The 23,868-nt window shown below is 67.6% G+C and carries 22 protein-coding genes; 19 read left to right on the forward strand and 3 right to left on the reverse strand.

The genetic code is table 11. From position 1 onward, the window contains the following. Positions 1-49: 49 nt before the first annotated feature. From ACFOM8_RS08050 to ACFOM8_RS08100, 11 genes are all read left to right on the forward strand, one after another. On the forward strand, positions 50-1,588 hold the full coding sequence (locus ACFOM8_RS08050; protein ID WP_377760954.1) for a sugar ABC transporter ATP-binding protein: 1,539 nt from the start codon (positions 50-52) through the stop codon (positions 1,586-1,588). Between the two features lie 13 nt (positions 1,589-1,601). Then, positions 1,602-2,621 carry an ABC transporter permease gene (locus tag ACFOM8_RS08055; protein ID WP_377760955.1) on the forward strand — a complete coding sequence of 340 codons (1,020 nt, stop codon included), beginning with the start codon at positions 1,602-1,604 and terminating at the stop codon, positions 2,619-2,621. Positions 2,622-2,699: 78 nt separating this feature from the next. Next, positions 2,700-3,629 (forward strand): substrate-binding domain-containing protein, encoded by a 930-nt coding sequence (locus ACFOM8_RS08060; protein WP_377760956.1) that lies wholly within the window; start codon positions 2,700-2,702, stop codon positions 3,627-3,629. A 72-nt stretch (positions 3,630-3,701) separates the two neighbouring features. After that, positions 3,702-4,598, forward strand: coding sequence for a sugar phosphate isomerase/epimerase family protein (locus tag ACFOM8_RS08065; protein ID WP_377760957.1), 897 nt, complete (start codon positions 3,702-3,704; stop codon positions 4,596-4,598). An 8-nt stretch (positions 4,599-4,606) separates the two neighbouring features. Beyond that, the gene (locus ACFOM8_RS08070) at positions 4,607-5,623 is read left to right on the forward strand and encodes a Gfo/Idh/MocA family protein (protein WP_377760958.1); all 1,017 of its coding nucleotides are present in this window, start codon (positions 4,607-4,609) and stop codon (positions 5,621-5,623) included. Positions 5,624-5,628: 5 nt separating this feature from the next. Then, entirely contained in the window at positions 5,629-6,414 is a 786-nt protein-coding gene (locus tag ACFOM8_RS08075) for a TIM barrel protein (protein ID WP_377760959.1), read from the forward strand. A gap of 22 nt (positions 6,415-6,436) precedes the next feature. Further along, positions 6,437-8,359 carry a bifunctional 5-dehydro-2-deoxygluconokinase/5-dehydro-2-deoxyphosphogluconate aldolase gene (locus ACFOM8_RS08080; protein WP_377760960.1) on the forward strand — a complete coding sequence of 641 codons (1,923 nt, stop codon included), beginning with the start codon at positions 6,437-6,439 and terminating at the stop codon, positions 8,357-8,359. A 62-nt stretch (positions 8,360-8,421) separates the two neighbouring features. After that, complete coding sequence (gene iolD / locus ACFOM8_RS08085) at positions 8,422-10,260, forward strand: 3D-(3,5/4)-trihydroxycyclohexane-1,2-dione acylhydrolase (decyclizing) (protein WP_377760961.1); 1,839 nt, start codon at positions 8,422-8,424, stop codon at positions 10,258-10,260. Between the two features lie 12 nt (positions 10,261-10,272). Then, positions 10,273-11,184, forward strand: coding sequence for a myo-inosose-2 dehydratase (gene iolE / locus ACFOM8_RS08090; protein WP_377760962.1), 912 nt, complete (start codon positions 10,273-10,275; stop codon positions 11,182-11,184). Between the two features lie 130 nt (positions 11,185-11,314). Further along, a complete protein-coding gene (gene iolB, locus ACFOM8_RS08095) occupies positions 11,315-12,121 on the forward strand; it encodes a 5-deoxy-glucuronate isomerase (RefSeq protein ID WP_377760963.1) in 807 nt (268 codons plus the stop codon). A 70-nt stretch (positions 12,122-12,191) separates the two neighbouring features. Then, positions 12,192-12,692, forward strand: a complete 501-nt coding sequence (locus ACFOM8_RS08100; protein WP_377760964.1) for a cell wall hydrolase — start codon at positions 12,192-12,194, stop codon at positions 12,690-12,692. Here the strand turns inward: ACFOM8_RS08100 and ACFOM8_RS08105 are convergent. The 3 genes from ACFOM8_RS08105 to ACFOM8_RS08115 all read right to left on the reverse strand — a co-directional run bounded on the left by ACFOM8_RS08105 (position 12,689) and on the right by ACFOM8_RS08115 (position 15,029). Then, positions 12,689-13,963 carry a Gfo/Idh/MocA family protein gene (locus ACFOM8_RS08105; RefSeq protein ID WP_377760965.1) on the reverse strand — a complete coding sequence of 425 codons (1,275 nt, stop codon included), beginning with the start codon at positions 13,961-13,963 and terminating at the stop codon, positions 12,689-12,691. The two genes, ACFOM8_RS08100 and ACFOM8_RS08105, sit on opposite strands and share 4 nt — an antisense overlap. A gap of 42 nt (positions 13,964-14,005) precedes the next feature. After that, the gene (locus ACFOM8_RS08110) at positions 14,006-14,254 is read right to left on the reverse strand and encodes a hypothetical protein (protein WP_377760966.1); all 249 of its coding nucleotides are present in this window, start codon (positions 14,252-14,254) and stop codon (positions 14,006-14,008) included. A gap of 97 nt (positions 14,255-14,351) precedes the next feature. Continuing rightward, a complete protein-coding gene (locus ACFOM8_RS08115; protein WP_377760967.1) occupies positions 14,352-15,029 on the reverse strand; it encodes an SDR family oxidoreductase in 678 nt (225 codons plus the stop codon). 112 nt (positions 15,030-15,141) lie between these two features. On the opposite strand from ACFOM8_RS08115, the gene ACFOM8_RS08120 reads away from it, so the two are divergent. The 8 genes from ACFOM8_RS08120 to ACFOM8_RS08155 all read left to right on the forward strand — a co-directional run bounded on the left by ACFOM8_RS08120 (position 15,142) and on the right by ACFOM8_RS08155 (position 23,772). Continuing rightward, positions 15,142-16,059, forward strand: a complete 918-nt coding sequence (locus ACFOM8_RS08120; protein WP_377760968.1) for a dihydrodipicolinate synthase family protein — start codon at positions 15,142-15,144, stop codon at positions 16,057-16,059. 1 nt (position 16,060) lies between these two features. Further along, entirely contained in the window at positions 16,061-17,566 is a 1,506-nt protein-coding gene (locus tag ACFOM8_RS08125; RefSeq protein WP_377760969.1) for an aldehyde dehydrogenase, read from the forward strand. Then, positions 17,566-18,909 (forward strand): NAD(P)/FAD-dependent oxidoreductase, encoded by a 1,344-nt coding sequence (locus ACFOM8_RS08130; protein ID WP_377760970.1) that lies wholly within the window; start codon positions 17,566-17,568, stop codon positions 18,907-18,909. The genes ACFOM8_RS08125 and ACFOM8_RS08130 overlap by 1 nt, the downstream gene beginning before the upstream one ends. 29 nt (positions 18,910-18,938) lie before the next feature. Beyond that, positions 18,939-19,880 carry a LysR substrate-binding domain-containing protein gene (locus ACFOM8_RS08135; RefSeq protein ID WP_377760971.1) on the forward strand — a complete coding sequence of 314 codons (942 nt, stop codon included), beginning with the start codon at positions 18,939-18,941 and terminating at the stop codon, positions 19,878-19,880. A gap of 241 nt (positions 19,881-20,121) precedes the next feature. After that, the gene (locus tag ACFOM8_RS08140) at positions 20,122-20,976 is read left to right on the forward strand and encodes a glycine betaine ABC transporter substrate-binding protein (protein ID WP_377760972.1); all 855 of its coding nucleotides are present in this window, start codon (positions 20,122-20,124) and stop codon (positions 20,974-20,976) included. A 61-nt stretch (positions 20,977-21,037) separates the two neighbouring features. Beyond that, positions 21,038-22,111, forward strand: coding sequence for a quaternary amine ABC transporter ATP-binding protein (locus tag ACFOM8_RS08145; protein ID WP_377760973.1), 1,074 nt, complete (start codon positions 21,038-21,040; stop codon positions 22,109-22,111). Between the two features lie 3 nt (positions 22,112-22,114). Then, entirely contained in the window at positions 22,115-22,942 is an 828-nt protein-coding gene (locus tag ACFOM8_RS08150) for an ABC transporter permease (RefSeq protein WP_377760974.1), read from the forward strand. Beyond that, positions 22,942-23,772 carry an ABC transporter permease gene (locus ACFOM8_RS08155; protein WP_377760975.1) on the forward strand — a complete coding sequence of 277 codons (831 nt, stop codon included), beginning with the start codon at positions 22,942-22,944 and terminating at the stop codon, positions 23,770-23,772. The genes ACFOM8_RS08150 and ACFOM8_RS08155 overlap by 1 nt, the downstream gene beginning before the upstream one ends. Positions 23,773-23,868 lie beyond the last annotated feature (96 nt).

Genomic DNA, 23,868 nt, shown 5'->3' on the forward strand with positions numbered 1-23,868 from the left:
CCGGGGCGGACCTGTGCCCCGGCACCCTTTCCCAAACCGGAGGACGACCATGGTCAGTCCAAGGACCGCTGCCGCCATCGACCGCGTGCACGCCGCCACCGCGCGCGAGGGCGTGTTGTCGATCAGCGGCATCCGCAAGGAGTTTCCGGGCGTGGTGGCGCTGGATGACGTGCAGCTGCGTATCCGCCCGGGCACCGTCCACGCGCTGATGGGCGAGAACGGCGCGGGCAAGTCCACGCTGATGAAGATCATCGCCGGCGTCTATCAGCCCGACGCGGGCGAGATCCGGCTGCGCGGCCAGACCGTCGCGCTGCGCTCGCCGCTGGACGCGCTGGAGCAGGGGATCTCGATGATCCACCAGGAACTGGCGCTGATGAACTGGATGACGGTGGCCGAGAACATCTGGATCCGCCGCGAGCCGAAGAACCGCCTGGGACTGATCGACCACAACAAGATGGCCGAGATGACCGCCGAGCTGTTCGCGCGGCTGAACATCAAGCTTGATCCCCGTGCGCAGGTGAGCGAGCTGACCGTGGCGCAAAAGCAGATGGTCGAGATCGCCAAGACGGTCAGCCACAACTCGGACGTGCTGATCATGGACGAGCCGACCAGCGCGCTGACGGAGCGCGAGGTGGACCACCTGTTCGCCATCATCCGCGACCTGCGGAGCCGCGGCATCGGCATTGTCTACATCACCCACAAGATGAACGAGCTGTTCGAGATCGCCGACGAGTTCACGGTGTTTCGCGACGGCAAGTACGTGGGAACCCACAACGCCTCCGACGTGACCCGCGACGACATCATCCGCATGATGGTGGGGCGCGAGATCACCAACATGTTCCCCAAGGTCGACTGCCCCATCGGCGAGACGATCCTGGAGGTGCGCAACCTGACCCTGCCTGGCGTCTTTCACGACGTGTCCTTCAGCCTGCGCCGGGGCGAGATCCTCGGCCTCGCCGGTCTGGTCGGGTCGAAACGGTCGAACGTGGCCGAGGCGCTGTTCGGCGTGACGCCCGCGGACAGCGGCCAGATCCTGATCGACGGGCAGGAGGTTTCCATCAAGACCCCCGCCCAGGCCATGGCCCACGGCATGGCCTTCCTGACCGAGGACCGCAAGGAGACCGGCTGCTTCCTGACGCTCGACTGCCTGGAAAACATCCAGTCGGCGCTGATCACCCGCAGCCATGTCAAGTACGGCTTCGTCCAGCAGGCCGCTGTCAACCGCCTGGCCGAGGACATGGCCCGCACCCTGCGCGTCAAGACCCCGAACCTTCAGGAAACGGTGGAAAACCTGTCGGGCGGCAACCAGCAGAAGCTGCTGATCGCCCGCTGGCTGCTGACAAAGCCCCGCATCCTGATCCTGGATGAACCGACCCGCGGCATCGACGTGGGCGCGAAATCCGAAATCCACCGCCTGATCACCGAACTGGCCGCCCAAGGGGTGGCGGTTCTGATGATCTCCTCGGAACTGCCCGAGGTTCTGGGCATGTCCGACCGCATCATGGTCATGCACGAGGGCCATGTGTCGGGCTTCCTGGACCGCGCGGAAGCGGATCAGGTCAAGATCATGTCGCTTGCGGCGAAGTAAGGGAACCATTCGCATGAGCAGCCAAGACATCTCCGCCCCTCCGGCCCCGCGCGCCCATCGCAAGCTTCCGGCCGAGGTCAACATCCTTCTGGTCCTGATCGGCATCGCCCTGGTGTTCGAGATCCTGGGCTGGATCTTCCAGGGCCAGTCGTTCCTGTTTTCCTGGAACCGGCTCAAGATCATGATCCTGCAAGTGTCGGTCATCGGCATCATCGCCGTGGGGGTGACGCAGGTCATCATCTCGGGCGGCATCGACCTGTCGTCCGGGTCCGTGGTGGGCGCGGTGGCGATGGTCGCCATGTCCTTCGCCCAGGTCTCGACCTATGCCCGCGCGGTCTATCCGGGCCTGACCGACCTGCCGATGATCGTGCCCTTGCTGATCGGGCTTGGCTGCGGGGCCATCGTGGGCCTCATCAACGGCTGGCTGATCGCCTATACCAAGATCCCGCCCTTCATCGCCACGCTGGGCACCATGGTCACGGTGCGCGGCTTCGCCAAGTGGTACACCAAGGGCCAGCCGATCAGCTTCCCGACCGAAGGCTTCGCCTGGATCGGATCGGGCATGATGCCGGTGGTGATCTTCATCATGGTGGCGGCGATCTTCCACATCGCCATGAAATACACCCGCTACGGCAAGTTCACCTATGCCATCGGCGCCAACGCCCAGGCCGCCCGCGTGTCGGGCATCGACGTGGAACGCCATCTGGTCAAGGTCTACGTCATCGCCGCGATGCTGGCGGCGCTTGCCGGGATGGTGGTCGCGGCCCGCGGCCAGACCGCGCAGGCCGGCATGGGCCTGGCCTATGAACTTGACGCCATCGCCATGGCGGTGATCGGGGGCGTGTCGCTGAACGGCGGGCGCGGGTCGGTGCTGGGCACGGCCATCGGAATGATCATCTTCGGGGTCATCATCTCGGGCTTCACGTTCCTGCGCCTCGACGCCTACTACCAGGAGATGATCAAGGGCGCCATCGTCGTCGCCGCCGTGGTGGCCGACGTCCACCGCCAGCGCAAACGCCGCAAGACCAGCTAAATCGACGGCGCGGCCCGGCCACCGGACCGCCCCGGCAGCATGCCGGTTCCCCGGACACGCCTTTCAAGGACCAAAGCCATGACCAGACTGATCGCCACCACCGCCCTGTGCCTGTCCCTGGCCGCTCCGGCCCTGGCCGACACGCAGATCGGCGTTTCCATGACATCCTTCGACAACCCCTTCCTGACGATCCTGCTGAACGGCATCCGCGCCGAGGCCGAAAAGACCCCCGGCGTCACCCTGTCGGTCGAGGACGCGCAGCTGGACGTGGCCAGGCAGCTGAACCAGGTCCAGAACTTCGTGGCCAACGGCGTGGACGCGATCATCGTGAACGCGGTGGATGGGGACAGCACCGCCGCGATCACCGCCGCCGCCACCGGCGCGGGCATTCCGCTGATCTACGTGAACCACCCGCCCGCCGAGCTGGAAACCGGAATGCCCCAGGGCACCGGCTATGTGGGATCGCGGGAAACCGACGCCGGCCGCCTGGAGGCCGCCGCCGTTTGCGAGGCCCTGAAGGGGCGCCAGGACGCCAAGGCCGTGATCCTGATGGGTCCCTTGGAAAACCACGCCGCCCTTGTGCGCACCCGGATGGTCGAGGAGGCCTTCGCCAGTCCCGACTGTCCCGTCGAGGTTGTCGAGAAGCAGGCCGCCAACTGGAATCGCGTGCAGGCCCAGGATCTGGTCGCGTCCTGGATGACGGCGGGCCTCGAGTTCGACGCGGTGGTGGCCAACAACGACGAAATGGCGATCGGCGCGGCGCAGGCGCTGGCCGCCGCCGCCGGCAAGGGCGACATCGTGATCGCCGGCATTGACGCCACCGCCGACGGGCTGGCGGCGATGGAGGCGGGGCAGATGGACGTGACCGTCTACCAGAACGCCACGGGCCAGGGCGAGCAGGCGGTCCGCGCCGCCGTCGCCGCCGCGAGCGGCGAAACGGTCGAGCCCGAACACTGGATCCCCTTCGAGCCGGTCACCCCCGCCAACATGGCCGATTACCGCAAGTGACCGGCCCCTGCCGGGCGGGGTTCCTCCTCCCCGCCCCGCCCGGCCCTTGAACCCGATCCCCAGAGACCTCCGATGAAACACACGCTTGACCCGCACATGATCCGCCACCTGTCGCTGGAGGATACCGTCCGCAAGGTGGCCGAGCTTGGCTATGACCATGTGGAAATGTCGCCCCGCCCCGACTTCTTCTCGTGGTGGACGCGCCCGAAGCTGTTCCCCGAACGGATCAAGTCCTTCAAGCAGGCGCTGCGCGAGAACAACGTGGGCCTGGCCTCGATCCAGCCGATGTATCGCTGGGCCAGCCCCTATCCCGACGAATGGGAGGTGGCGATCGACAACTGGAAGCGCGCCATCGCCTTCGCCGTGGAACTGGAATGTCCGCTGTTCGTCAGCGAGTTCGGTCGCGGCGGCAGCCCCGACCGCAGCCTCAACGACCGCTCGGGCCTGCACCGCCCCGAGACCTGCGAGGGCGCCTTCTTCCGCGCCATGGACATCCTGGTCCCGATCCTGGAGCGCGAGGGGATCACCCTGTCGCTGGAGGCCCACCCCGAGGACTGGCTGGAGGAAATCGCCCCGGCGATGGACATCATCAAGACCATCAACTCGCCCCGCGTGCGCGCCTCCTTCATCGCGCCGCACACCTTCTTCTACGGCCCCGACATGGTGGCGAACCTGCGCGCGACCGAAGGATACCTGGAACATGTGCGCCTGGCCGACACCTACGACCACAACAAGTCCTCGCAGTTGCGCTACATCGTCAACCCGCCGGGGTCCAAGGTCCGCGTCCACCAGCACGTGGACTTCGGCCAGGGCGAGATCGACTGGGACACCTTCTTCGCGACCCTGGCCGACATGAAGTTCGACGGCGTGCTGTCGAACTGCGTCTTCGCCTGGGAAGACCGCGCCGAGGACAGCGCCCGCTACATGCTGCGCGAAACCAAGCAATACGTCGAAAAATATTGGAAGTGAGACCCACCATGACCGTCAGAATTGGCGTTATCGGCACCGGAGCCATCGGCCGCGACCACGCCCGCCGCATCAGCCGCGTGCTGCAAGGCGGCACCATCACCGCGCTGTCGGACGTGAACCGCGCCTCGGCCGAGGCCGTCCGCGCCGACATCGCCCCCGACGCCACGGTTTTCGACACGGGCGAAGACCTGATCGCCAGCCCCGATGTGGACGCGGTGCTGGTCACCTCCTGGGGCGCGACGCACGAACAGTATGTCCTTGCCGCCATTGCCGCCGGCAAGCCCTGCTTCTGCGAAAAGCCGCTGGCGACCACGGCGGAAGGCGCCAAGCGCATCGTCGATGCCGAGGTGGCGCATGGCACCCGTTTGGTTCAGGTGGGCTTCATGCGCCGTTACGACGAAGGCTATGTCGCGCTGAAAAAGGTCGTGGATGGCCAGATCGGCGCGCCGATCATGGTCCATGCCGCGCACCGCAACCCGACCGTGCCGGAAGCCTATACCACCCCCATGGCGATCCACGACACGCTGATCCACGAGATCGACGTGTTCCGCTGGCTTCTGGACGACGATTATGTGTCCGCCCGCGTGACCTTCCCCCGGTCCTGCGCGCGCAGCCACGCCAAGCTGCGCGACCCGCAGATCGTGACGCTGACCACCGCCAAGGGCACGGTGATCAACACCGAGATCTTCGTGAACTGCCATTACGGCTACGACATCCAGTGCGAGGTCGTGGGCGAGGACGGCACGGCCAAGCTCCCCGAGCCGATGGCGATCCAGACCCGCCTGAACGCCACCTTGCAGAACCCGATCCTGACCGATTGGAAGGACCGTTTCGTGGCCTCCTACGACGTGGAATTGCAGGACTTCCTGAAGGCCGCGGCCCAGGGCACCGCCTCGGGCCCGACCTCGTGGGACGGCTACATGGCCGCCGTGGCCTCGGATGCCTGCGTCCAGGCGCAGGAGGCCGAGGGCGAGGCCGTCGCCATCACCTATCCCGACCGTCCCGCCCTTTACGCCCGAGGCTGATCCCCATGCGCTTTGCCCTGAACCATATCGCCGCGCCCAAGCTGCCGCTGCCCGACTTCTTCGCCGCCGCCCGCGACCTCGGCGTCACCGAGGTCGAGATCCGCAACGACCTGCCCGACGTGCTGTCCCAATGGGAGCCTGCGGACATCAAGGCCGAGGCCGAGAAGGCCGGCGTCACCATCGTGTCGATCAACGCGCTTTATCCCTTCAACGTCTGGAAGGGCGACCTGCCCGCGCGGGCCGAGGCCATGGCCGACTATGCCGCCGCCTGCGGGGCCAAGGCGCTGGTCATGTGCCCGCTGAACGACGGCACGCCCGTCGCCTTCGACGACCTGCTGGGCGCGCTGACCGCCATGAAGACGATCCTCGACACGCGCGGGCTGACCGGGCTGGTGGAGCCGCTGGGCTTTCCTGTCTCGTCGCTGCGCAGCAAGGCCGAGGCGATCCGCGCCATCCAGGCGGCGGGGGGCGGGAACACCTACAAGCTGATGCACGACACCTTCCACCACCACCTGGCGGGAGAAACCGAGTTCTTCCCGGACTGGACCGGCCTTGTCCACATCTCGGGCGTGACCGACGCCGATGTGGCGGTGGACGAGATGCTGGACGCGCACCGGGTGCTGGTGGACGATGCGGACCGGCTGGAGAACCTGCCGCAGATCCGGAAACTGCTGGCGGCGGGCTATGACGGCCCCTTCAGCTTCGAGCCCTTCGCCACCGCCGTTCACGAGGCCGCCGACCCCAAGGGCGCGCTGAAGACCAGCATGGACTTCGTGTCCGCGCAGCTTTGACCCCAGAACAAGGACCGATCCCATGACCAAGACCCTTGATCTCCTCACCATCGGGCGCAGTTCGATCGACCTTTACGGCGCGCAGGTTGGCGGGCGTCTGGAGGACATGGGGTCGTTCCGCAAGTATATCGGCGGCAGCCCCACCAACATCGCCTGCGGCACGGCGCGGTTGGGGCTGCGCTCGGGGCTGATCACGCGGGTGGGCGACGAGCACATGGGCCGCTTCATCCGCGAGCAGCTGGTGCGCGAGGGCGTGGACGTGCGCGGGGTCAAAACCGATCCCGAGCGGCTGACGGCGCTGGTGATCCTGGGCATCCGGGATCAGGAACGGTTCCCGCTGATCTTCTATCGCAGCGACTGCGCGGACATGGCCTTGTGCGAGGACGACATCGACGAGGCGCTGATCGCCGACGCCCGCGCGGTGCTGGCGACCGGCACGCACCTGTCGCATCCGCGCACCGAGGCCGCCGTGCTGAAGGCGCTGCGGCTGGCCCGCAGGCACGGGGCGCGGACGGCTCTGGACATCGACTATCGCCCGAACCTGTGGGGGCTGGCGGGACACGGGGCGGGCGAAAGCCGGTTCGTGGAAAGCGCGGCGGTTACGGCCAAGCTGCAAGGGACGCTGCCGCTGTTCGACCTGATCGTGGGCACCGAGGAGGAGTTCCACATCGCGGGCGGCACCACCGACACGGTGGCCGCCCTGCGCGCGGTGCGCGCCCTTACCCCCGCCGTGCTGGTCTGCAAGCGGGGCGCGGCGGGCGCGGTGGCCTTCACGGGCGCCATTCCCGACAGCCTGGACGAAGGCGAGGCGGGGCCGGGCTTTCCCATCGAGGTGTTCAACGTGCTGGGGGCGGGCGACGGCTTCTTTTCGGGGCTGATGAAGGGCTGGCTGGACGGCGAGCCTTGGCCCAAGGCGCTGGAATACGCCAATGCCTGCGGGGCCTTCGCGGTCAGCCGCCACGGCTGCACGCCCGCCTATCCCTCGCTGACGGAACTCGAGTTCTTCCTCAGGCGCGGCGTGGTCCGCCCTGATTTACGCAATGACCCGGAACTGGAGCAGGTCCACTGGGCCACCAACCGGCAGCGGCGCACCGGCGGCGACTGGTCCACCATGCGGGTCTTTGCCTTCGACCACCGGATGCAGCTGGAACAGATGCCCGGATATACCCCCGCCAAGGGCGGCGCCTTCAAGGAGCTGTGCCTGCGCGCCGCCTTGCAGGTCCAAGGTGGCAAGGCGGGCTATGGCATCCTGTGCGACAACCGCATCGGGCGCGACGCGCTGCACGCGGCGTCGGGCACCGGGTTGTGGATCGGGCGGCCCACTGAGTGGCCGGGGTCGCGGCCGCTGGAGCTGGAGCCGGAACTGGGCCTCGACTGCGGCGGCCTGGAGGGGTGGGCGCGCGAGAACGTGGTCAAGGTCTTGTGCTTCTGCCACCCTGACGACGATGCGGCCACGCGCGCCGACCAGGAGCGGACGGTGAAGCGCCTGTGGGAGGCGGCGCGCCGCAACGACCTGGAGTTCCTGCTGGAGATCATCCCCTCCAAGGTCGGCCCCGTGGACAACGAGACCACCGCCACGCTGATCCGGCAGTTCTATGCGGCGGGCGTTTATCCCGACTGGTGGAAGCTGGAACCGATGACCTCGCCCGTGGCCTGGCGCAAGGCCATCGCCGCCATCGAGGCGCACGATCCCCATACCCGCGGCATCGTGGTCCTGGGCCTCGACGCGCCCGAGGCCGACCTGGCCGACAGCTTCGCGGTGGCGGCCAGCTTCCCGTTGGTCAAGGGCTTTGCCGTGGGCCGGACGATCTTCGGCGCGGTGGCGCGGGCCTGGCTGGACGGCGACCTGACCGACGACGAGGCCGTGGCCGAGATGGCGCGCCGCTATGGCCGGCTGTGCGGGATCTGGGACAAGGCGCGCGCGGGCGCAAAGGTGGCGGCATGAACCGGCCCCTGAACGGAAGCGATGCGCGGCGTGCCGCGACCGAAGACGCAAGAGGTGCAAGGATGAGCGCAACGATCAGGCTGACGGCCGCCCAGGCCATGGTCCGCTGGCTGTCGGTGCAGATGACCGAGGACGGCGAACGCTTCGTCGAGGGCGCTTGGGCGATCTTCGGCCACGGCAACGTGGCGGGCATCGGCGAGGCCTTGCAGGGGATCGGCGACGCCTTCCCGACCTGGCGGGGCCAGAACGAGCAGACCATGGCCCATGCCGCAATCGCCTTCGCCAAGGCGTCCAAGCGCCGCCGCGCCCATGCCGTAACCGCCTCGATCGGGCCGGGATCGACCAACATGGTGACGGCGGCGGCGCTGGCCCATGTGAACCGCCTGCCGGTGCTGCTGATCGCGGGCGATGTCTTCGCCTCGCGCCGCCCCGACCCGGTGCTGCAGCAGGTCGAGGACTTCGACGACGGCACCGTCAGCGCCAACGACTGCTTCCGCCCGGTGGTGCGCTACTTCGACCGCATCCAGCGGCCCGAGCAGCTTTTGACCGCCTTGCCCCGCGCCTTGCGGGTGATGACCGATCCCGCCAACTGCGGCCCCGTGTGCCTCGCCTTCTGTCAGGACACCCAGGCGGAAGGCTACGACTGGCCCGAGGCGTTCTTCGAACCCCGCGTGTGGCGCATCCGCCGCCCCGAACCCGATGCGACTGAGCTGGCGCGGGTGGCCGACCTGATCCGCGCCGCGAAGCGTCCCACCATCGTCGCGGGCGGGGGCGTGATCTATTCGGGGGCCGAGGAAACGCTCTCGGCCTTTGCCGCCCGCCACGGCATTCCGGTCGCGGAAACGCAGGCGGGCAAGTCGTCGCTGGCGCAGTCCGATCCCCTGAACTTCGGCGCATCCGGCGTGGACGGGTCGGCGGCGGCCAACGCCGTGCTGCGGGATGCGGATCTGGTGATCGGCGTCGGCACGCGGCTTCAGGACTTCACCACCGGCTCGCGGACGATGTTCGCCCCCGACGCCCGGCTGGTGTCGATCAACGTCCACGGCTATGACGCCGCCAAGCACGGGGCCGAGCCGCTGGTGGCTGACGCCCGCGTGGCGCTGGAGAAATTGACGGCGGCCCTGGGCGATCACCGCGCGGCCTTCGATCCCGCCCCCCGCGCCGCCTGGCTGGCCGCCGTGGACGCCCATTGCGCCGCGCCCGGCGACAGCAACGACCTGCCCACCGACGCCCAGGTGATCGGCGCCGTGCAACGCGCCGCGCCCGAAGCCATCGCCATGTGCGCCGCCGGCACCATGCCCGGCGCGCTGAAGCTGCTGTGGCAGCCCGCCCAGGGCGGCTACCACATGGAATACGGCTATTCCTGCATGGGCTACGAGATCGCGGGCGCCTTGGGGCTAAAGCTGGCCTGCCCGGACCGCGAGGTGGTCTGCTTCGTGGGCGACGGCAGCTACATGATGGCCAACAGCGAACTGGCGACGGCGGTGATGCGGCGGGTGCCCTTCACGGTCGTGCTGACCGACAATCGGGGTTACGGCTGCATCAACCGGTTGCAGCAGGTCTGCGGCGGCGCGCAGTTCAACAACATGTATGTGGACTGCAACGTCGCCGACCAGCCGCAGATCGACTATGTGGCCCATGCCGGGTCCATGGGCGCGCATGCGGTCAAGGCGGCGGACATCGCCGACCTGGAGGCGCAGATCGCCGCCGCGCGGGGCCGCCCGATCCCCACGGTGATCGTCATCGACACCACCGCCAAGGACGGACCCGCCCACGGCCTGACCGAGGAGGCGGGCCACTGGTGGGACGTGGCCGTTCCTGCCGTGGGCAGCACGGAGACGCTGCGCGAGGCCTACAAGACCTATCTCGAAAACGCCGCCCGCGCGCGGCTGGTGAACTGAAAGGAAGCATCCATGATCCGCTATGGCACCAACCCGATCGCCTGGGCCAACGACGACGACCAGACCATCGGCGCCCATATCCCGACCGAACGGATCCTGCGCGAGGCGGGCGAGGTGATCGGCTTTGACGGCATCGAGAACGGCCACCGCTGGCCCGACGATCCGCAGGCGCTAAAGGCGCTGCTGGGCCGCTATGGCCTCGCCTTCATCTCGGGCTGGTATTCGACCAACCTGCTGACAGGCAGCGTCGCCGACGAGATCGCCGCCGTGCAGCCGCACCTGGCCAAGCTGAAGGCCAACGGCTGCGCCGTCTGCATCGTCTGCGAATGCTCGAACACCGTGCATGGCGATCCCGCCAGGGCCGTGAACGACCGCCCCCGGCTAACGGCCGCCGAGATGGCCGCGTTCGGCGCCAGGATTGAAGAGTTCGCCGCCTATCTTGCATCCCAGGGGATCACGCTCGCCTATCACCATCACATGGGCACGGTGGTCGAATCCCCTGCCGAGATCGACGCCTTCATGGCCGCGACCGGCCCCGCCACGCACCTTTTGTTCGACGCGGGCCATTGCGCCTTCGGCGGCGGCGATCCCGAGGCGGTGCTGCGCCGCCACGCCGCCCGCGTGGCCCACTTCCACGCCAAGAACATCCGCCCCGACGTCACGCGGCGGGTGCGCGACGAGAACCTGTCATTCCTGCAAGGCGTCCTGGCCGGGGCCTTCACCGTGCCGGGCGACCCCGAGGGCGCCATCGACTTCGTGCCCCTGCTGCGCATCCTGGCAGAGCACGGCTATGACGGCTGGCTGGTGATCGAGGCCGAGCAGGACCCCGACAAGCGTGATCCGCTGGAATACCAGTCCATGGGGCTGAAGGCGCTGAAGGCCGCAGCGGCCGAGGCGGGGCTGGACCGCGCGGTTGCCGCCTGACGGCGGCGAAGGCCGGGGGCCAGCCCCCGCTCGGGCCTGCCGGCCCCTTCTCGGCTGAAAAAGGTCCACTGGACCTTTTTCCGGGCGCCTCGAAGCCCCGGGATATTTAACGTCCAAAGCAGGAGCGGTCATGCCTGATCTTCTTCGCAAACCCTTCGGCACCCATGGCGAGGTCCACCGCATCACCCCGCAATCAGCGGGCTGGCGCTACGTGGGCTTCTCGCTTCATCGCCTGCGCGCGGGCGACAGCGTGTCCGAGGCGACCGGCGACCGCGAGGCGATCCTGGTCATGGTCGAGGGCCGCGCACGGATCGACGCGGCAGGCCGGGACTGGGGAGAACTGGGCGACCGCATGGACGTCTTCGAGAAAACGCCGCCGCATTGCCTTTATGTCCCGCCCGGGCAGGACTGGCGGGCCGAGGCCGCGACCGACTGCACCGTTGCCGTCTGCACCGCCCCGGGCCGGGGCGGGCACGAGGCACGCCGGATCGGCCCGGACGGAATCACGCTGACGCAGCGGGGAAAGGGGCCGAACACCCGCTGGATCAACAACATCGCCATGGAGGCCGAGGACTGGTGCGACGCGCTGCTGGTGACCGAGGTCTTCACGCCCGCGGGCAACTGGTCCTCCTATCCCTCCCACCGCCATGACGAGGACGACTTTCCCCGCATCACCTATCTGGAGGAAACCTATTACCACCGCCTGAACCCCAAGAACGGCTGGGCCGTGCAGCGGGTCTATACCGACGACGGCGCCCTGGACGAATGCATGGCCGTGAAGGATGGCGAGGTGGTTCTCGTGCCCCGCGGCCACCACCCCTGCGGCGCCCCCCACGGGTTCGAACTCTACTACCTCAACGTCATGGCGGGGCCGCGCCGGGCATGGCGGTTCGTGGCGGCGCCGGAAGTGGAAGGGGTGATCGAAAGGGACGGCTGAGCGCCAGCTTGCGGCGGCATCGCGGTTCTTGCTAAGCATCCTGCAACAACAAGCAGGGCAGGGGCAGGCGATGAGAACGATCCCAAGGTTTCGGGCAGGGCTGTCCCTTGCGGCGGTTCTGGTGCTGGCGGGCTGCGGCTTCGGGCATCGCATGTCCGAACAGGAATGCATGGAACGGGCGATGTATTTCGAATCGAACCGCTCCAGCCGGGACGGCATGGTCGCGGTGGGCAGCGTGGTGATGAACCGCGTGCAATCGGGCCAGTATCCCCGGTCGGTCTGCGGCGTGGTCGCGCAAAAGAACCAGTTCGCGCCGGGCATCATGAAGCGCAAGATGAACCTTCGGACCGCGCCCCAACTGCGCGAGGCCGCCCGGTCCGTCCTGCGCGGCGAACGCCATCCCCTGATCGGCAACGCGATGTTCTTCCATACGGCGGGACACCGCTTTCCCTATGACAACATGCACTATGTCCTGGTCGCGGGCGGCAATGCCTTTTACGAAAAGCGCCGCAATCACCTGGTGACGCGCCCGGTCCCGCCGCATCCCATCGAGGGCATCACCGGGCGCTAGCCCGCGTCCCGCAGCGTGCCGTCGGGGTTGACCGCGACCCATTCCCCGCGTTCCGCCGAGATGTAGACCGCCTCCAGCAGGTGCATGTCGCGCAGGCCCATCTCTGCCGGGGTCAGGATCGGGACGCCGTCGCGCACCGCCTTGCTGAAATGGTCGATCTCTCCGGTGAACTGCTGTTCGCTGGGGCCCGAGGGTTTCGGCGTTTCCTGTCCCTGGGCGGTGGTGACCATCAGCCGGTTGCCGCTGTATTCCGTGGCCGGATCCAGCACCGCGACGCCCCCAGAGCCCCAAAGGTCGATTCGCTTCTTGTTGGCGACGTAGCCCGACGAGATGCTGGCCCGCCGCCCCGAGGGAAACACCAGCTGCACCTGCGCGATGGCCTCGACTTCGCCGAAGCGGCCGTCGGAGGTCTCGGGCGAGAAGGTGGTGGCGATCAGACGCTCGGGCACCTCGTCCAGCAGCCAGATCAGACCGTTCAGCGAATAGATGCCGATGTCCATGAACGACCCGCCGCCCGCCAGATCGCGCACCATCCGCCACTGGTCGCGCTCCACCGCGGGATCCAGGGGCCGGTGATGGTCCGAGGTCGCGTACCAGATGTCCCCCAGCTCTCCCTTTTCCACCATGTCCTTCAGGGCGGTGTTGTTCGGCTCGAAATGGGCGCGGTAGGCGATCATGATCTTGCGGTCGGCGGCGCGGGCCGCGTCCATCATCCGCTGCGCCGCCGCCGAATTGTGGGCGAAGGGCTTTTCGCAGAGAACATGCTTTCCGGCCTCCAGCGCGGCGATGACGTTTTCCTCGTGGATGGCGTTGGGCGTGATCACGTACACGATGTCGATGGCGTCGTTCTGGGCCAGCCCCTGCATCCCGTAATCGAAGATCGCGTCGTCGGGCACGCCCCAGGCGGCGGCCACGGCCCCCGCCTTGTCGCGGTTGCCCGAGATCAGGCCGGTCAGCTTCGCCTCGGACGACCGCCCGATGGCGGGAATGGCGTAGTTCTGCGCGAAATGCCCCAACCCGCAGACCGCCCAGCCTAGGCGGTTTTCGGGCGGCGTCGGGCGCGGGGCGGCGTCCAGTTCCGGCTCGGGGCGGCCCGCGGCGTTGCGTTCCAGCGGATCGGCGGGCGGGGTCTGCCCGGTGCCGATGGCGCGCCCGGCGGTCTGTGCCAGCGCCTGCGCGGTCCCCAGGCCAAGCGCCAAGCCGCCCATTCCTGCCCCCATGGCCGAGGTTTGCAGAAAGCCGCGCCGGGAAACGGTTGGCATGGTCATCATCGGCACTCCGTGACTGGCGGACAGGCCGCGGGGGATGGGGGATCAGACGGACGAAGGCTGGAACCGTTGCAGCGTCAATTCGCACATGCCGTCGGCGTCGGGGCGGGAGGGGGCGTTTTTCAACATGACCCGTTCGGTCTTGCCGTCGATCTCGATCTGGCCCTTGTGCAGGCGCTCCAGCCCCTCGGCGTCGATGCCGCCATGGGTCTGGAAGCGGATATAGTCGCCTCCGGCTTCTGCCGTCCCTTCAAGGGGGGCCATGCCGTCCAGCGTCAACGTGGCCTTGCTCATGCGCTGTCCTTCCTGATGCGATCGGTGGGTCAACCCGCCGGATGGCCGGGCGTTCCACGCGAAGGGCCGGGCCGGCGCAAAAACCGAAAGGCCCGCCCTACCAGGGGATCGGGGCGCCGAAGCGGTCCAGGAAGCCGCCGCTTTGTTCGGGCGCCAATCGGTCGATGCTGTCCAGCAGGGCGCGCGCGGCCTCGGGCGGCTGCTGCACCTGCAAGCCGGTCTTGGCGAACTTCCGCGACAGGCCGGTCGCGACCGTGCCGGGATGAAAGGCCACGCAGACGGCCCGGGGATGGGTGCGGCGCAGTTCCACCGCCGCCGTGCGCACGATCTGGTTCAGCGCGGCCTTGGAAGCGCGATAGGAATACCAGCCGCCCAGCCGGTTGTCGCCGATGCTGCCCACCTTGGCCGACAGCACCGCAAAGACCGACCGCCGGTCGCGGGGCATCAGCGGCAGGAAATGCTTCAGCACCAGCGCCGGGCCGATGGCGTTGACGGCGAAGGCCCGGGCCATGGCCTCGGGATCCAGGGCACGGATTGTCTTTTCCGGCTCAATCCCCGGGCCGTGCAGCAGGCCCGTCGCCACGATGACCAGCGCGGGCGCGCCGCTGGCCGCCACGTGCCCTGCCGCCCGCGCGATGCCGGCGGGATCGGTCAGATCCAGATCCGGCCGCGACAGGCCGATCACCCGGGCGAATCGGCCCCTGTCCCGCAACTCCTCCAGCAAGGCCGCCCCGATGCCGCCCGAAGCCCCGACCACCACCGCCACGTCGTCCATCAGCCTCTCCGCATAGTTTTTCTAATGCGCCATCCCAGAATATTGTCGTTTGCGGAAAACGCCATGACGGGCGTAGCAGTTGGCGCAACACGCTGCTGGACAGGAGGCCCGCATGACCCCCCGGATGGTGCTGGAAGGCATCTACACCCCGCTGATCACCCCATTCCAAGCGGACGGATCCTTCGACCTCGATGCCCTGGCCGAGCTGATCGAGCGCCTGATTTCGGCGGGCGTCCACGGCCTGATCTCGGGCGGATCCACGGGCGAGAACTATGCCGAGACCGTGGAGGAACGGCTGGAACTGGCGCGCTTCATCACCGAGCGCACCAATGGCCGCCTGCCGGTGATCGTCGGCACCGGGGCCATGCGCACGCCCGACAGCATCGCCCTGGCCCAGGGCGCGAAGGAAATGGGCGCGGACGCGATCCTGCTGGGCACCCCGCCCTATTCCGTGCCGACCGAACAGGAAAACGCCCTGAACGCGCTGGCCATCGACCGGGCCTGCGGGCTGCCGATCATCCTTTACAACTATCCCGGCCGCATGTCGGTCGAGATGGGCACCGCGTTCCTGGACCGCGTCGGCCGGTCCAGGAACGTCATCGGCATCAAGGAAAGCTCGGGCGACATCAACCGGGTGCATCTTCTCGCGCGCGATTATCCGCATATCCAGATGTCCTGCGGCATGGACGACCAGGCGCTGGAATTCTTTGCCTGGGGCGCGCGCAGCTGGATCTGCGCAGGCTCGAACTTCCTGCCCGACGAACACATCGCCTTGTATCAGGCCTGCGCGGTGGAAGGCGACTTCGACAAGGGCCGCCGGATCATGTCGGCGATGCTGCCCTTGATGCGGGTCCTGGAACAGGGCGGCAAGTTCATCCAATGCGTCAAGCACGGGGTCGAGGTTTCAGGCCTGCGCGCCGGTCCCATGCGCCCGCCGCTGAAGGGGCTGAACAAGGATGAAAAGCGCGCGCTGGAACAGGTGATCCGCACGCTGAAAACCACCGTCAAGGCGATCACGGAAGGGAACTGAGATGAGCGATCTTCTGACCACCGAGGAATACAAGGCCATCGCCGCATCGCTGGTGCTGCCGCAGAACGCCTTTATCGACGGCGGCTTCCGTCCCGCGATCTCGGGCAAGACCTTCACCACCACGAACCCCGCCACCGGCGAGGCGCTGACCGAAGTGGCCGCCTGCAATGCCGAGGACGTGGATTTCGCCGTCGAAAAGGCGCGCGAGGCCTTCGAGGACGGCCGCTGGTCGCGCCTACATCCGGCCGAACGCAAGGAAGTCCTGATCAAGCTGGCCAAGCTGATGGAACGTAACGCGCGCGAACTGGCGGTGCTGGAAAGCCTGGATGCGGGCAAGACCATCTACGACTGCGAAACCGTGGACGTGCCGGAAACGATCCACGTCATCAAGTGGCACGCCGAGCTGATCGACAAGATCTACGACCAGGTGGCCCCGGCGTCCGACAACCACATCGCCATGATCGTGCGCGAACCCGTGGGCGTGGTGGGCCTGGTGCTGCCTTGGAACTATCCGCTGCTGATGCTGGCCTGGAAGATCGGCCCGGCGCTGGCCGCCGGCTGCTCGGTGGTGGTGAAGCCCGCGGCGGAAACCTCGCTGACGGCGCTGCGCGTCGCCGAACTCGCGGCCGAGGCCGGGCTGCCGCACGGCGTGCTGAACATCGTCACCGGGTCGGGCTCCGAGGTGGGCGAGCCGCTGGGCCGCCATCCCGACGTGGACATGGTCAGCTTCACCGGCTCGACCGCGACGGGCCGCCGCTTTCTGCACTATTCGGCGGACAGCAACCTGAAAGAGGTCGTGCTGGAACTGGGCGGCAAGAACCCCTGCATCGTCCTGGACGACGCCGAGGATCTGGACGCTGTTGCCGCCCACGTGGTCAACGGCGCCTTCTGGAACATGGGGCAGAACTGTTCCGCCGGGTCGCGCCTGATCGTGCATCGCGCCATCCAGGACCGCCTGATGGAGCGGATCGAGGCGCACGCCCGCGAATGGATCGTGGGCGATCCGCTGGACCCCGAAGTGCGTGTCGGCGCTCTGGTCAGCCCCAGCCATTTCGGCAAGGTCAGCGCCTATCTGGAAGCCGCGCAATCCGAGAAGATCCTGCTGGGGGGCACGTCGCCCGCCAAGGGCTTCATCGAACCCACCATCGTCCAGACAGGCCGGGATTCGAAACTGGCGGTCGAGGAGATTTTCGGCCCGATCCTGACCGTGATCCAGGTCGGCAGCTTCGAGGAAGCCATCGCGGTGGCCAACGACACCGAATACGGGCTGGCGGCATCCATCTTCACCGCCAACGGCAAGCGGGCGCTGCGCGGCGCGCGGATGCTGCGGGCGGGCACCGTCACGGTCAACAGCTTTGGCGAGGGCGACATCACGACGCCTTTCGGCGGCTACAAGCAGTCGGGTTTCGGCGGACGGGACAATTCCATCCACGCCCATGACCAGTATACCCAGCTGAAGACCATCTGGCTGGACCTGACCGACCACTCGGACGCAGGCGTGGACTGATGGCCCGGCACGACGCCAGCCGCACCCCCATCTTCAACGGCCCCGCCGGCTGGGCCGCGATCCTGCCGCCCACAGCAGCCCGCGCCCGGCTGGAGGGGCAGGCAGGCTGCGACATCGCCATCATCGGCGGCGGCTTCGCGGGCCTGTCCGCCGCCCGGCGGCTGAAGCAGATCGACCCCCGCCTGGACATCGCAATCCTGGACGCCGCGCGGATCTCCGAAGGCGGCACCGGGCGCAATTCCGGCTTCATGATCGACCTGCCGCACGAGCTGACCTCGGGAGACTATGCCGGGGCGGGCGACAGCCACGACCGGCAGCTGACCAGGCTGAACCGCAAGGCCATCGACTTCGCGAGCGAGGCCGTTCAGGACTATGCCATTCCCGAGGGCTATTTCCAGCGGACCGGCAAGATCAACGCCGCCGCCTCGAAACCGGGCATCGAGGGCAATATCCACTATGCCGCCCACCTGCGCGAACTGAACGAGCCGCACGAGATGCTGGACGCGCAGGCGATGCGCGAGATCACCGGGTCCGGCTATTACCAGGGGGGCCTTTACACCCCCGGCACGGCGATGCTGCAACCCGCAGGCTATGTGCAGGGCCTTGCCGCCGGGTTGGAACGCGACGGCGTGCGGATCTATGAGAACTCGCCGGTGCTGCGCATCGAAAGCGGCAACGGCTGGAGCCTCGCGACCGAGCGGGGCGAGATCCGCGCACCAAAGGTCATCATGGCCAACAACGGCCACCTGGAAAGCTTCGGCTTCAAGCGCGGACGGCTGATGCACGTGATGCTGAACGCCTGCATGACCGCCGAACTTCCGCCCGAGGCCGTCCGCGCGCTTGGCGGGCAGGAATGCTGGGGCGCGACGCCCGCCGATCCGATGGGCACCACCGTGCGCCGCGTCGGCGCGGCGCAGGGCGGCAACCGGATCGTGATCCGGCAGGGCGGATACTATCGGCCCGACATGCAGACCAGCGCGGGCGATCTGGCGCGCACCGTGCGGGCGATGCGGAAAAAGTTCGACGACCGCTTTCCGATGCTGCGCGGCATCCGCTTCGAATATTCCTGGTCCGGCCACCTGTGCCTGTCGCGCAACAACGTCTCGGTCATGCGCGAATTGGAAACGGGGCTTTACGCGGCCTGCGTCCAGAACGGGCTTGGCACCGCGCGGGGCACGCTGACCGGCATCGGCGCCGCCGAACTGGCCATGGGCCGGCAAAGCGACATCACCGCCTTTTTCACGGCCGAGGCGGAACCCGTTCGCCTGCCGCCGCATCCCTTCGACACGATCGGCGCCAATGCTTATATGCGTTGGAAAGAATGGCAGGCCCGGCTAGAGTGATTTCCCGTCAACAAGGGATCACCGCCGACATGCCGCCGATCAAGCGTCGTTACCTGCCCTCGCTTGGGTCTTTCGCGACATTCGAGGTGGCGGCCAAGCATCTCAGCTTTACGCTGGCGGCGCGGGAACTGAACGTGACGCAGGGCGCGATCAGCCAGCAGGTGCGGCTGCTGGAACGCGCGCTCGGGGTGGAGCTGTTCCTGCGCAAGCACAACGCGCTGGAACTGACGCCCGAAGGCATCAGCCTTTACGCCGCCGTCAGCGACGGGCTGGACACGATCAGCGCCGCCGTTTCGGTCCTGGCGGGCGAGGACGGGCCGGAAACCATCACCATCTCGGCCACGGACGGCATGGCCTCGTTCTGGCTGAAGCCGCTGATCGACAGCTTCCGCCAGTCCCATCCCGAGATCGGCTTCGTGGTGCTGGCGTCCGACGCCGACGACACCCTGCGCAACTATTCCGAGGTGGACCTGTCGATCCTGTGCGGCAACGAACGCTGCGAGGTGGGCGAGGAGCTGCATTTCCTGTTCCCCGAGGTGGCGCAGCCCGTCTGCACCCCGGCCTTCCTGGAGGCGCACGGCCCCTTTGACGACGCCGCAAGCCTGAACCGGGTGAACCTGCTGCACCTGCACGACCGCCACTGGTCGGCCGAGGCGATCGGCTGGCAGCCGCTTGGCTGGAAGGAATGGTTCCGGGCGCAGGGCGCAACCTGGGCCGGGGCGCCCTTCAGCCTGTCCACCAACAAGGTCAACCTGCTGATGGCCGCGACCCTGGCCGGCGAAGGCGTGATGCTGGGCTGGCAGCACATGGTCCACGCGCCGATCCGCGACGGCCGCCTGGTGCTGGCCCATCCCGGCCCCCTGACCATCGGGCGCGGCAATTTCCTCAACTGCCGCCAGAAATCGCTGAAGCGGCCGGGCGTGGCTGCGTTCGTGGACCATATGTTGGCTTCGCTGAAGCAGCAGGGCTGACGGCGCGCGTCCTGCGCTAGAATTTCTAATGCGCCGGTGCAGCATATTCTCGTTTGCCCCAGCGGCAGCCGATAGCGGATAACCGCTGGCAGCCGGGACCGGGAATCCCGGTCGGGGGAAAGCTACGGGACGACCCCGATCACCAGACAACCAGCAAACGGGCCGGATACCGTCCGCCGCGCGCGCCTTGCGCGGCGCCGGACGGTCGCGGCCCGACGATTGGACAAACAGAGAGGATACCATGCGCACGATGTTGAAAGCCATCATGGCAGGCGCCGTCGCCCTGGGGCTGACAGCCCCCGCCATGGCGCAGGACGACAAGGTGATCCAGATGGGCACAATGGCCTGGGAGGATCTGACCCCCATCACCGGCATCACCAAGAAGGTGCTGGAGGACAAGGGCTACACCGTCGAGGTGACCGAATTTTCTGAATGGGGCATCGCCTATGCGGCGCTGGCCAAGGGCGACGTGCAGATCCTGGCGTCGCAGACGGATTACGTCGCCTCGGATTACTGGCAGCGCAACAAGAACCGTCTCGAGAAGATCTCGCCGGTGTCGCACGGGCTGTATCAGGGCATCGCCGTGCCGAAATACGTGCCCATCGATTCCATCGAGCAGCTGAACGAGAACGCCGACAAGTTCGGCGGCAAGATCGTCGGCATCGAACCGGGCGCCGGCCTGATGCGCGACACGGCCAACGCGGTGTCCGAATACGGCCTGGATCTTCAGCTGGTCGAAGGCAGCACCGCCGCCATGACCGCCGCGCTGAAGGCCGCCACCGACCGCCAGGAATGGATCGCCGTCACGATCTGGGAACCGTCCTGGATGGCGCAGAAGTTCGACATCAAGTATCTGGCCGATCCCAAGGGCGTTTTCCCGCCCCCCCAGACCTATTACTGGATCGGGCAGGACGGCTTCTCGGCCGCCAATCCCGAGGCCCGCGAGATCATCGCCAGCGTTTACGTGCCCCTGGCCGACATCACCGCGATCAACGCCGCCGTGAACGAGGGCAAGACCATGGACGAGGCCGTCGCCGACTGGATCGCCGCGCATGGCGACCTGATCGGGCGGTGGAGCAACATCAAGTCCTATTGACGCCGTCCGGGCGGCCCCGAAAGGGCCGCCCGCCTGACCATAAAAAACAGACAGGGTGGATATGGAAAGCAACGAGGTTCTGATCGACTGCCAGTCGGTCTGGAAGGTTTTCGGCGAACGCAGCGCCGAGGCGATCCGCTCGATCGCGGAACGCGGCCTGACCAAGCGGGAAATCCTGAAGGAATACAACTGCGTCGTTGGCGTATCCGATGCGACGCTTCAGGTCCGCCGGGGCGAGATTTTCTGCATCATGGGATTGTCGGGATCCGGCAAGTCCACCCTGATCCGGCTGCTGAACCGCCTGATCGAGCCGAGCCTCGGCAAGGTCCTGGTCAAGGGCCGCGACCTGTCCTCCCTGAGCGCCGCCGCCCTGCGCGAAACCCGCGCCCGCCATATCGGCATGGTGTTCCAGTCGGTGGCCCTTTTGCCGCAGCGCACCGTTCTGGAAAACGCCGCCTTCGGGCTGGAGGTGCAGGGCGTGCCGCGTGACGAACGCAACCGCGCCGCGGAAGCCGCCCTGGCCAAGGTCGGTTTGTCGGACTGGAAGCTGCGCTATCCGCGCGAACTGTCCGGCGGGATGCAGCAGCGCGTGGGCCTGGCCCGGGCCTTGACCTCGGATCCCGAGATCATCCTGATGGACGAGCCGTTTTCCGCGCTGGATCCGCTGATCCGCCGCCAGTTGCAGGACGAGTTCCGCCAGCTGACCAAGGATCTGGGAAAGTCCGCCGTGTTCATCACCCATGACCTGGACGAGGCGATCCGCATCGGCGACCGCATCGCCATTATGAAGGACGGGGTGATCATCCAGGAAGGCACCGCCGAGCAGATCGTGATGAACCCCGCCGACCAGTATGTCGCGGATTTCGTCGCGGGCATTTCCCGCCTGCACCTCGTCAAGGCGCATTCGGTGATGGTGCCCGTCGATCAATGGCGCCGCCAGTCGCCCGGCCTGTCGCCCGACAGCCTGCCCCATTGCTCGCCCGAGGCCGACATCGACGAACTGATCGGCAAGATCACCGGCACCGGCAGCGACGCCATCGCCATCGCGGACAACGGCGGCATCGTTGGCGTCGTCACCACGCGCAGCCTGCTGCTGGGCGTGCGCGGCGAACCCGAAGTCCGCGCGGCGGCATAAGCCATGGAAAGCTTTGTCACAACCTTCGACACCGTGGTCGATGACGCGCTGTTCTGGCTGTCGGACCACGCCGCCTTCATCTTTGACGGCATCCGCCTGGTGCTGGAAGGGCTTTACCACGCCGTTCTGTGGCTGCTGATGCTGCCGCCCTTCTGGGCCGTGGCGGCGGTCGCGGGCCTGATCGGCTGGAGCGCGCTTGGCTGGGGCTTCGGCATCGGCGGCGCGGTGGCGCTGCTCGCCTGCGCCGCGATGGGCCTTTGGCCCGAAACCATGCAGACCCTGGCCCTGGTCGTCGCGGCCAGCGTCATCGCGCTGGCGATCAGCATTCCCCTGGGCGTGCTGGCCGGGCTGATGCCGCGCCTGGACCGCGCGCTGACCCCGGCGCTGGACCTGATCCAGACGCTGCCGCCCTATATCTATCTGCTGCCCGCCATCGCGCTTCTGGGCTTCGGCCCGGCGACGGCGCTGGTCGCCACCGTGATCGTCGCGATGCCCCCCGCGATGCGCCTGACCGCCCTCGGCATCCGCCAGACCCCGAACGAGTTCCTGGAACTGGGCCAGGCGGTCGGCGCCAGCCGGGCGCAGATGTTCTGGAAGATCCGGCTGCCCTTCGCCATCCCGTCCATCATGGCGGGCATCAACCAAAGCCTGATGATGGCCTTCGGCATGGTGGTCATCGCGGGCATCGTCGGATCGGGCGGCCTGGGCGAGACGATCTATGGCGCGATCCGCACGCTGGACATCGCGACCTCGATCAACGCCTCGATCGCCATTGTCGTGCTGACCATGCTTCTGGACCGCCTGACCCAGGCCGCAGCGAGGACCAAGTGATGGAGTTCAATCCCGGCGCATACCTCGTCCCCGCGATCGACTGGCTGAACGCCAATTTCCATGGCGCTTTCGCCCTGATCACCCGCGTGATCGAGGCCGTCCTGGGCGGCATCGAATCCGCCCTTCTGGTGCTGCCCGCCTTTGCCGTCATCGCCATCGTGGTTGTCGCCGCCTTTTTCGCGGCGGGCCTGCGCGTGGCGATCCTTGCAGCCTGCTGCCTGGGCTTCTGCTGGATCGCCGGGCTGTGGGAAGCCTCGATGCAGACCATCGCCCTGGTCGTGGTGGCCGTGGCCATCGCCGTCGCCATCGCCTTTCCCCTGGGCATTCTGGCCGCGCGCCGCGCCCGGGTCGAGGCCGCGCTGCGCCCCGTTCTGGACGTGATGCAGACCGTGCCGCCCTGGGTTTACCTGATTCCGGCGGTGATGATCTTCAGCCTGGGCCGCGTGCCCGCGATCATCGCCACCATCGTTTACGGTATCCCGCCGATGCTGCGCCTGACCACGCTGGCCTTCCGCGGCGTTCCAAACGACCTGAAGGAACTGGGCCAAGCCATTGGCGCGAAACCCTCGACGATCCTTTGGAAGATCGAACTGCCAGCCGCCAAGCCCACGCTGCTGGTCGGCCTGAACCAGTGCATCCTGCTGTCGCTGGCCATGGTCGTGCTGGCCGGCCTGGTCGGCGCGGGGGGGCTGGGGGCCGAGGTGACGCGGGGCCTGACCCGGATGGAGATGGGCCTTGGGCTGCGGGCGGGCCTGGCCATCGTGGCGGTTGCGATCCTGGTGGACCGCCTGACCCGCGGCGCGCTGGAGCGCAAGCCGAAGCTGGCGTGAGGGGGCCTGGCCCCGGGGTCCGGCTGCCGCCGCCGCCGCGGGGCGCTAGCGGGCCGCGGATCCAGGCTGGCGCCGGACATGCGGTTTGGATCCCGG

The sequence above is a fragment of the Paracoccus angustae genome (genome assembly GCF_042648745.1).
In the GTDB taxonomy this organism is placed as follows: domain Bacteria; phylum Pseudomonadota; class Alphaproteobacteria; order Rhodobacterales; family Rhodobacteraceae; genus Paracoccus; species Paracoccus angustae.

Bases quoted from the DNA above. Each gene is read 5' to 3' on its own strand.
- ACFOM8_RS08140 (WP_377760972.1), top strand. From the start codon at position 20,122: ATGCGCACGATGTTGAAAGCCATCATGGCAGGCGCCGTCGCCCTGGGG.
- ACFOM8_RS08130 (WP_377760970.1), top strand. From the start codon at position 17,566: ATGGCCCGGCACGACGCCAGCCGCACCCCCATCTTCAACGGCCCCGCC.
- ACFOM8_RS08120 (WP_377760968.1), top strand. From the start codon at position 15,142: ATGACCCCCCGGATGGTGCTGGAAGGCATCTACACCCCGCTGATCACC.
- ACFOM8_RS08075 (WP_377760959.1), top strand. From the start codon at position 5,629: ATGCGCTTTGCCCTGAACCATATCGCCGCGCCCAAGCTGCCGCTGCCC.
- ACFOM8_RS08135 (WP_377760971.1), top strand. From the start codon at position 18,939: ATGCCGCCGATCAAGCGTCGTTACCTGCCCTCGCTTGGGTCTTTCGCG.
- ACFOM8_RS08155 (WP_377760975.1), top strand. From the start codon at position 22,942: ATGGAGTTCAATCCCGGCGCATACCTCGTCCCCGCGATCGACTGGCTG.
- ACFOM8_RS08125 (WP_377760969.1), top strand. From the start codon at position 16,061: ATGAGCGATCTTCTGACCACCGAGGAATACAAGGCCATCGCCGCATCG.
- ACFOM8_RS08060 (WP_377760956.1), top strand. From the start codon at position 2,700: ATGACCAGACTGATCGCCACCACCGCCCTGTGCCTGTCCCTGGCCGCT.
- ACFOM8_RS08145 (WP_377760973.1), top strand. From the start codon at position 21,038: ATGGAAAGCAACGAGGTTCTGATCGACTGCCAGTCGGTCTGGAAGGTT.
- iolB (WP_377760963.1), top strand. From the start codon at position 11,315: ATGCCTGATCTTCTTCGCAAACCCTTCGGCACCCATGGCGAGGTCCAC.
- ACFOM8_RS08080 (WP_377760960.1), top strand. From the start codon at position 6,437: ATGACCAAGACCCTTGATCTCCTCACCATCGGGCGCAGTTCGATCGAC.
- ACFOM8_RS08070 (WP_377760958.1), top strand. From the start codon at position 4,607: ATGACCGTCAGAATTGGCGTTATCGGCACCGGAGCCATCGGCCGCGAC.
- iolE (WP_377760962.1), top strand. From the start codon at position 10,273: ATGATCCGCTATGGCACCAACCCGATCGCCTGGGCCAACGACGACGAC.
- ACFOM8_RS08115 (WP_377760967.1), bottom strand. From the start codon at position 15,029: ATGGACGACGTGGCGGTGGTGGTCGGGGCTTCGGGCGGCATCGGGGCG.
- ACFOM8_RS08105 (WP_377760965.1), bottom strand. From the start codon at position 13,963: ATGATGACCATGCCAACCGTTTCCCGGCGCGGCTTTCTGCAAACCTCG.
- ACFOM8_RS08055 (WP_377760955.1), top strand. From the start codon at position 1,602: ATGAGCAGCCAAGACATCTCCGCCCCTCCGGCCCCGCGCGCCCATCGC.
- ACFOM8_RS08150 (WP_377760974.1), top strand. From the start codon at position 22,115: ATGGAAAGCTTTGTCACAACCTTCGACACCGTGGTCGATGACGCGCTG.
- ACFOM8_RS08100 (WP_377760964.1), top strand. From the start codon at position 12,192: ATGAGAACGATCCCAAGGTTTCGGGCAGGGCTGTCCCTTGCGGCGGTT.
- ACFOM8_RS08110 (WP_377760966.1), bottom strand. From the start codon at position 14,254: ATGAGCAAGGCCACGTTGACGCTGGACGGCATGGCCCCCCTTGAAGGG.
- iolD (WP_377760961.1), top strand. From the start codon at position 8,422: ATGAGCGCAACGATCAGGCTGACGGCCGCCCAGGCCATGGTCCGCTGG.
- ACFOM8_RS08065 (WP_377760957.1), top strand. From the start codon at position 3,702: ATGAAACACACGCTTGACCCGCACATGATCCGCCACCTGTCGCTGGAG.
- ACFOM8_RS08050 (WP_377760954.1), top strand. From the start codon at position 50: ATGGTCAGTCCAAGGACCGCTGCCGCCATCGACCGCGTGCACGCCGCC.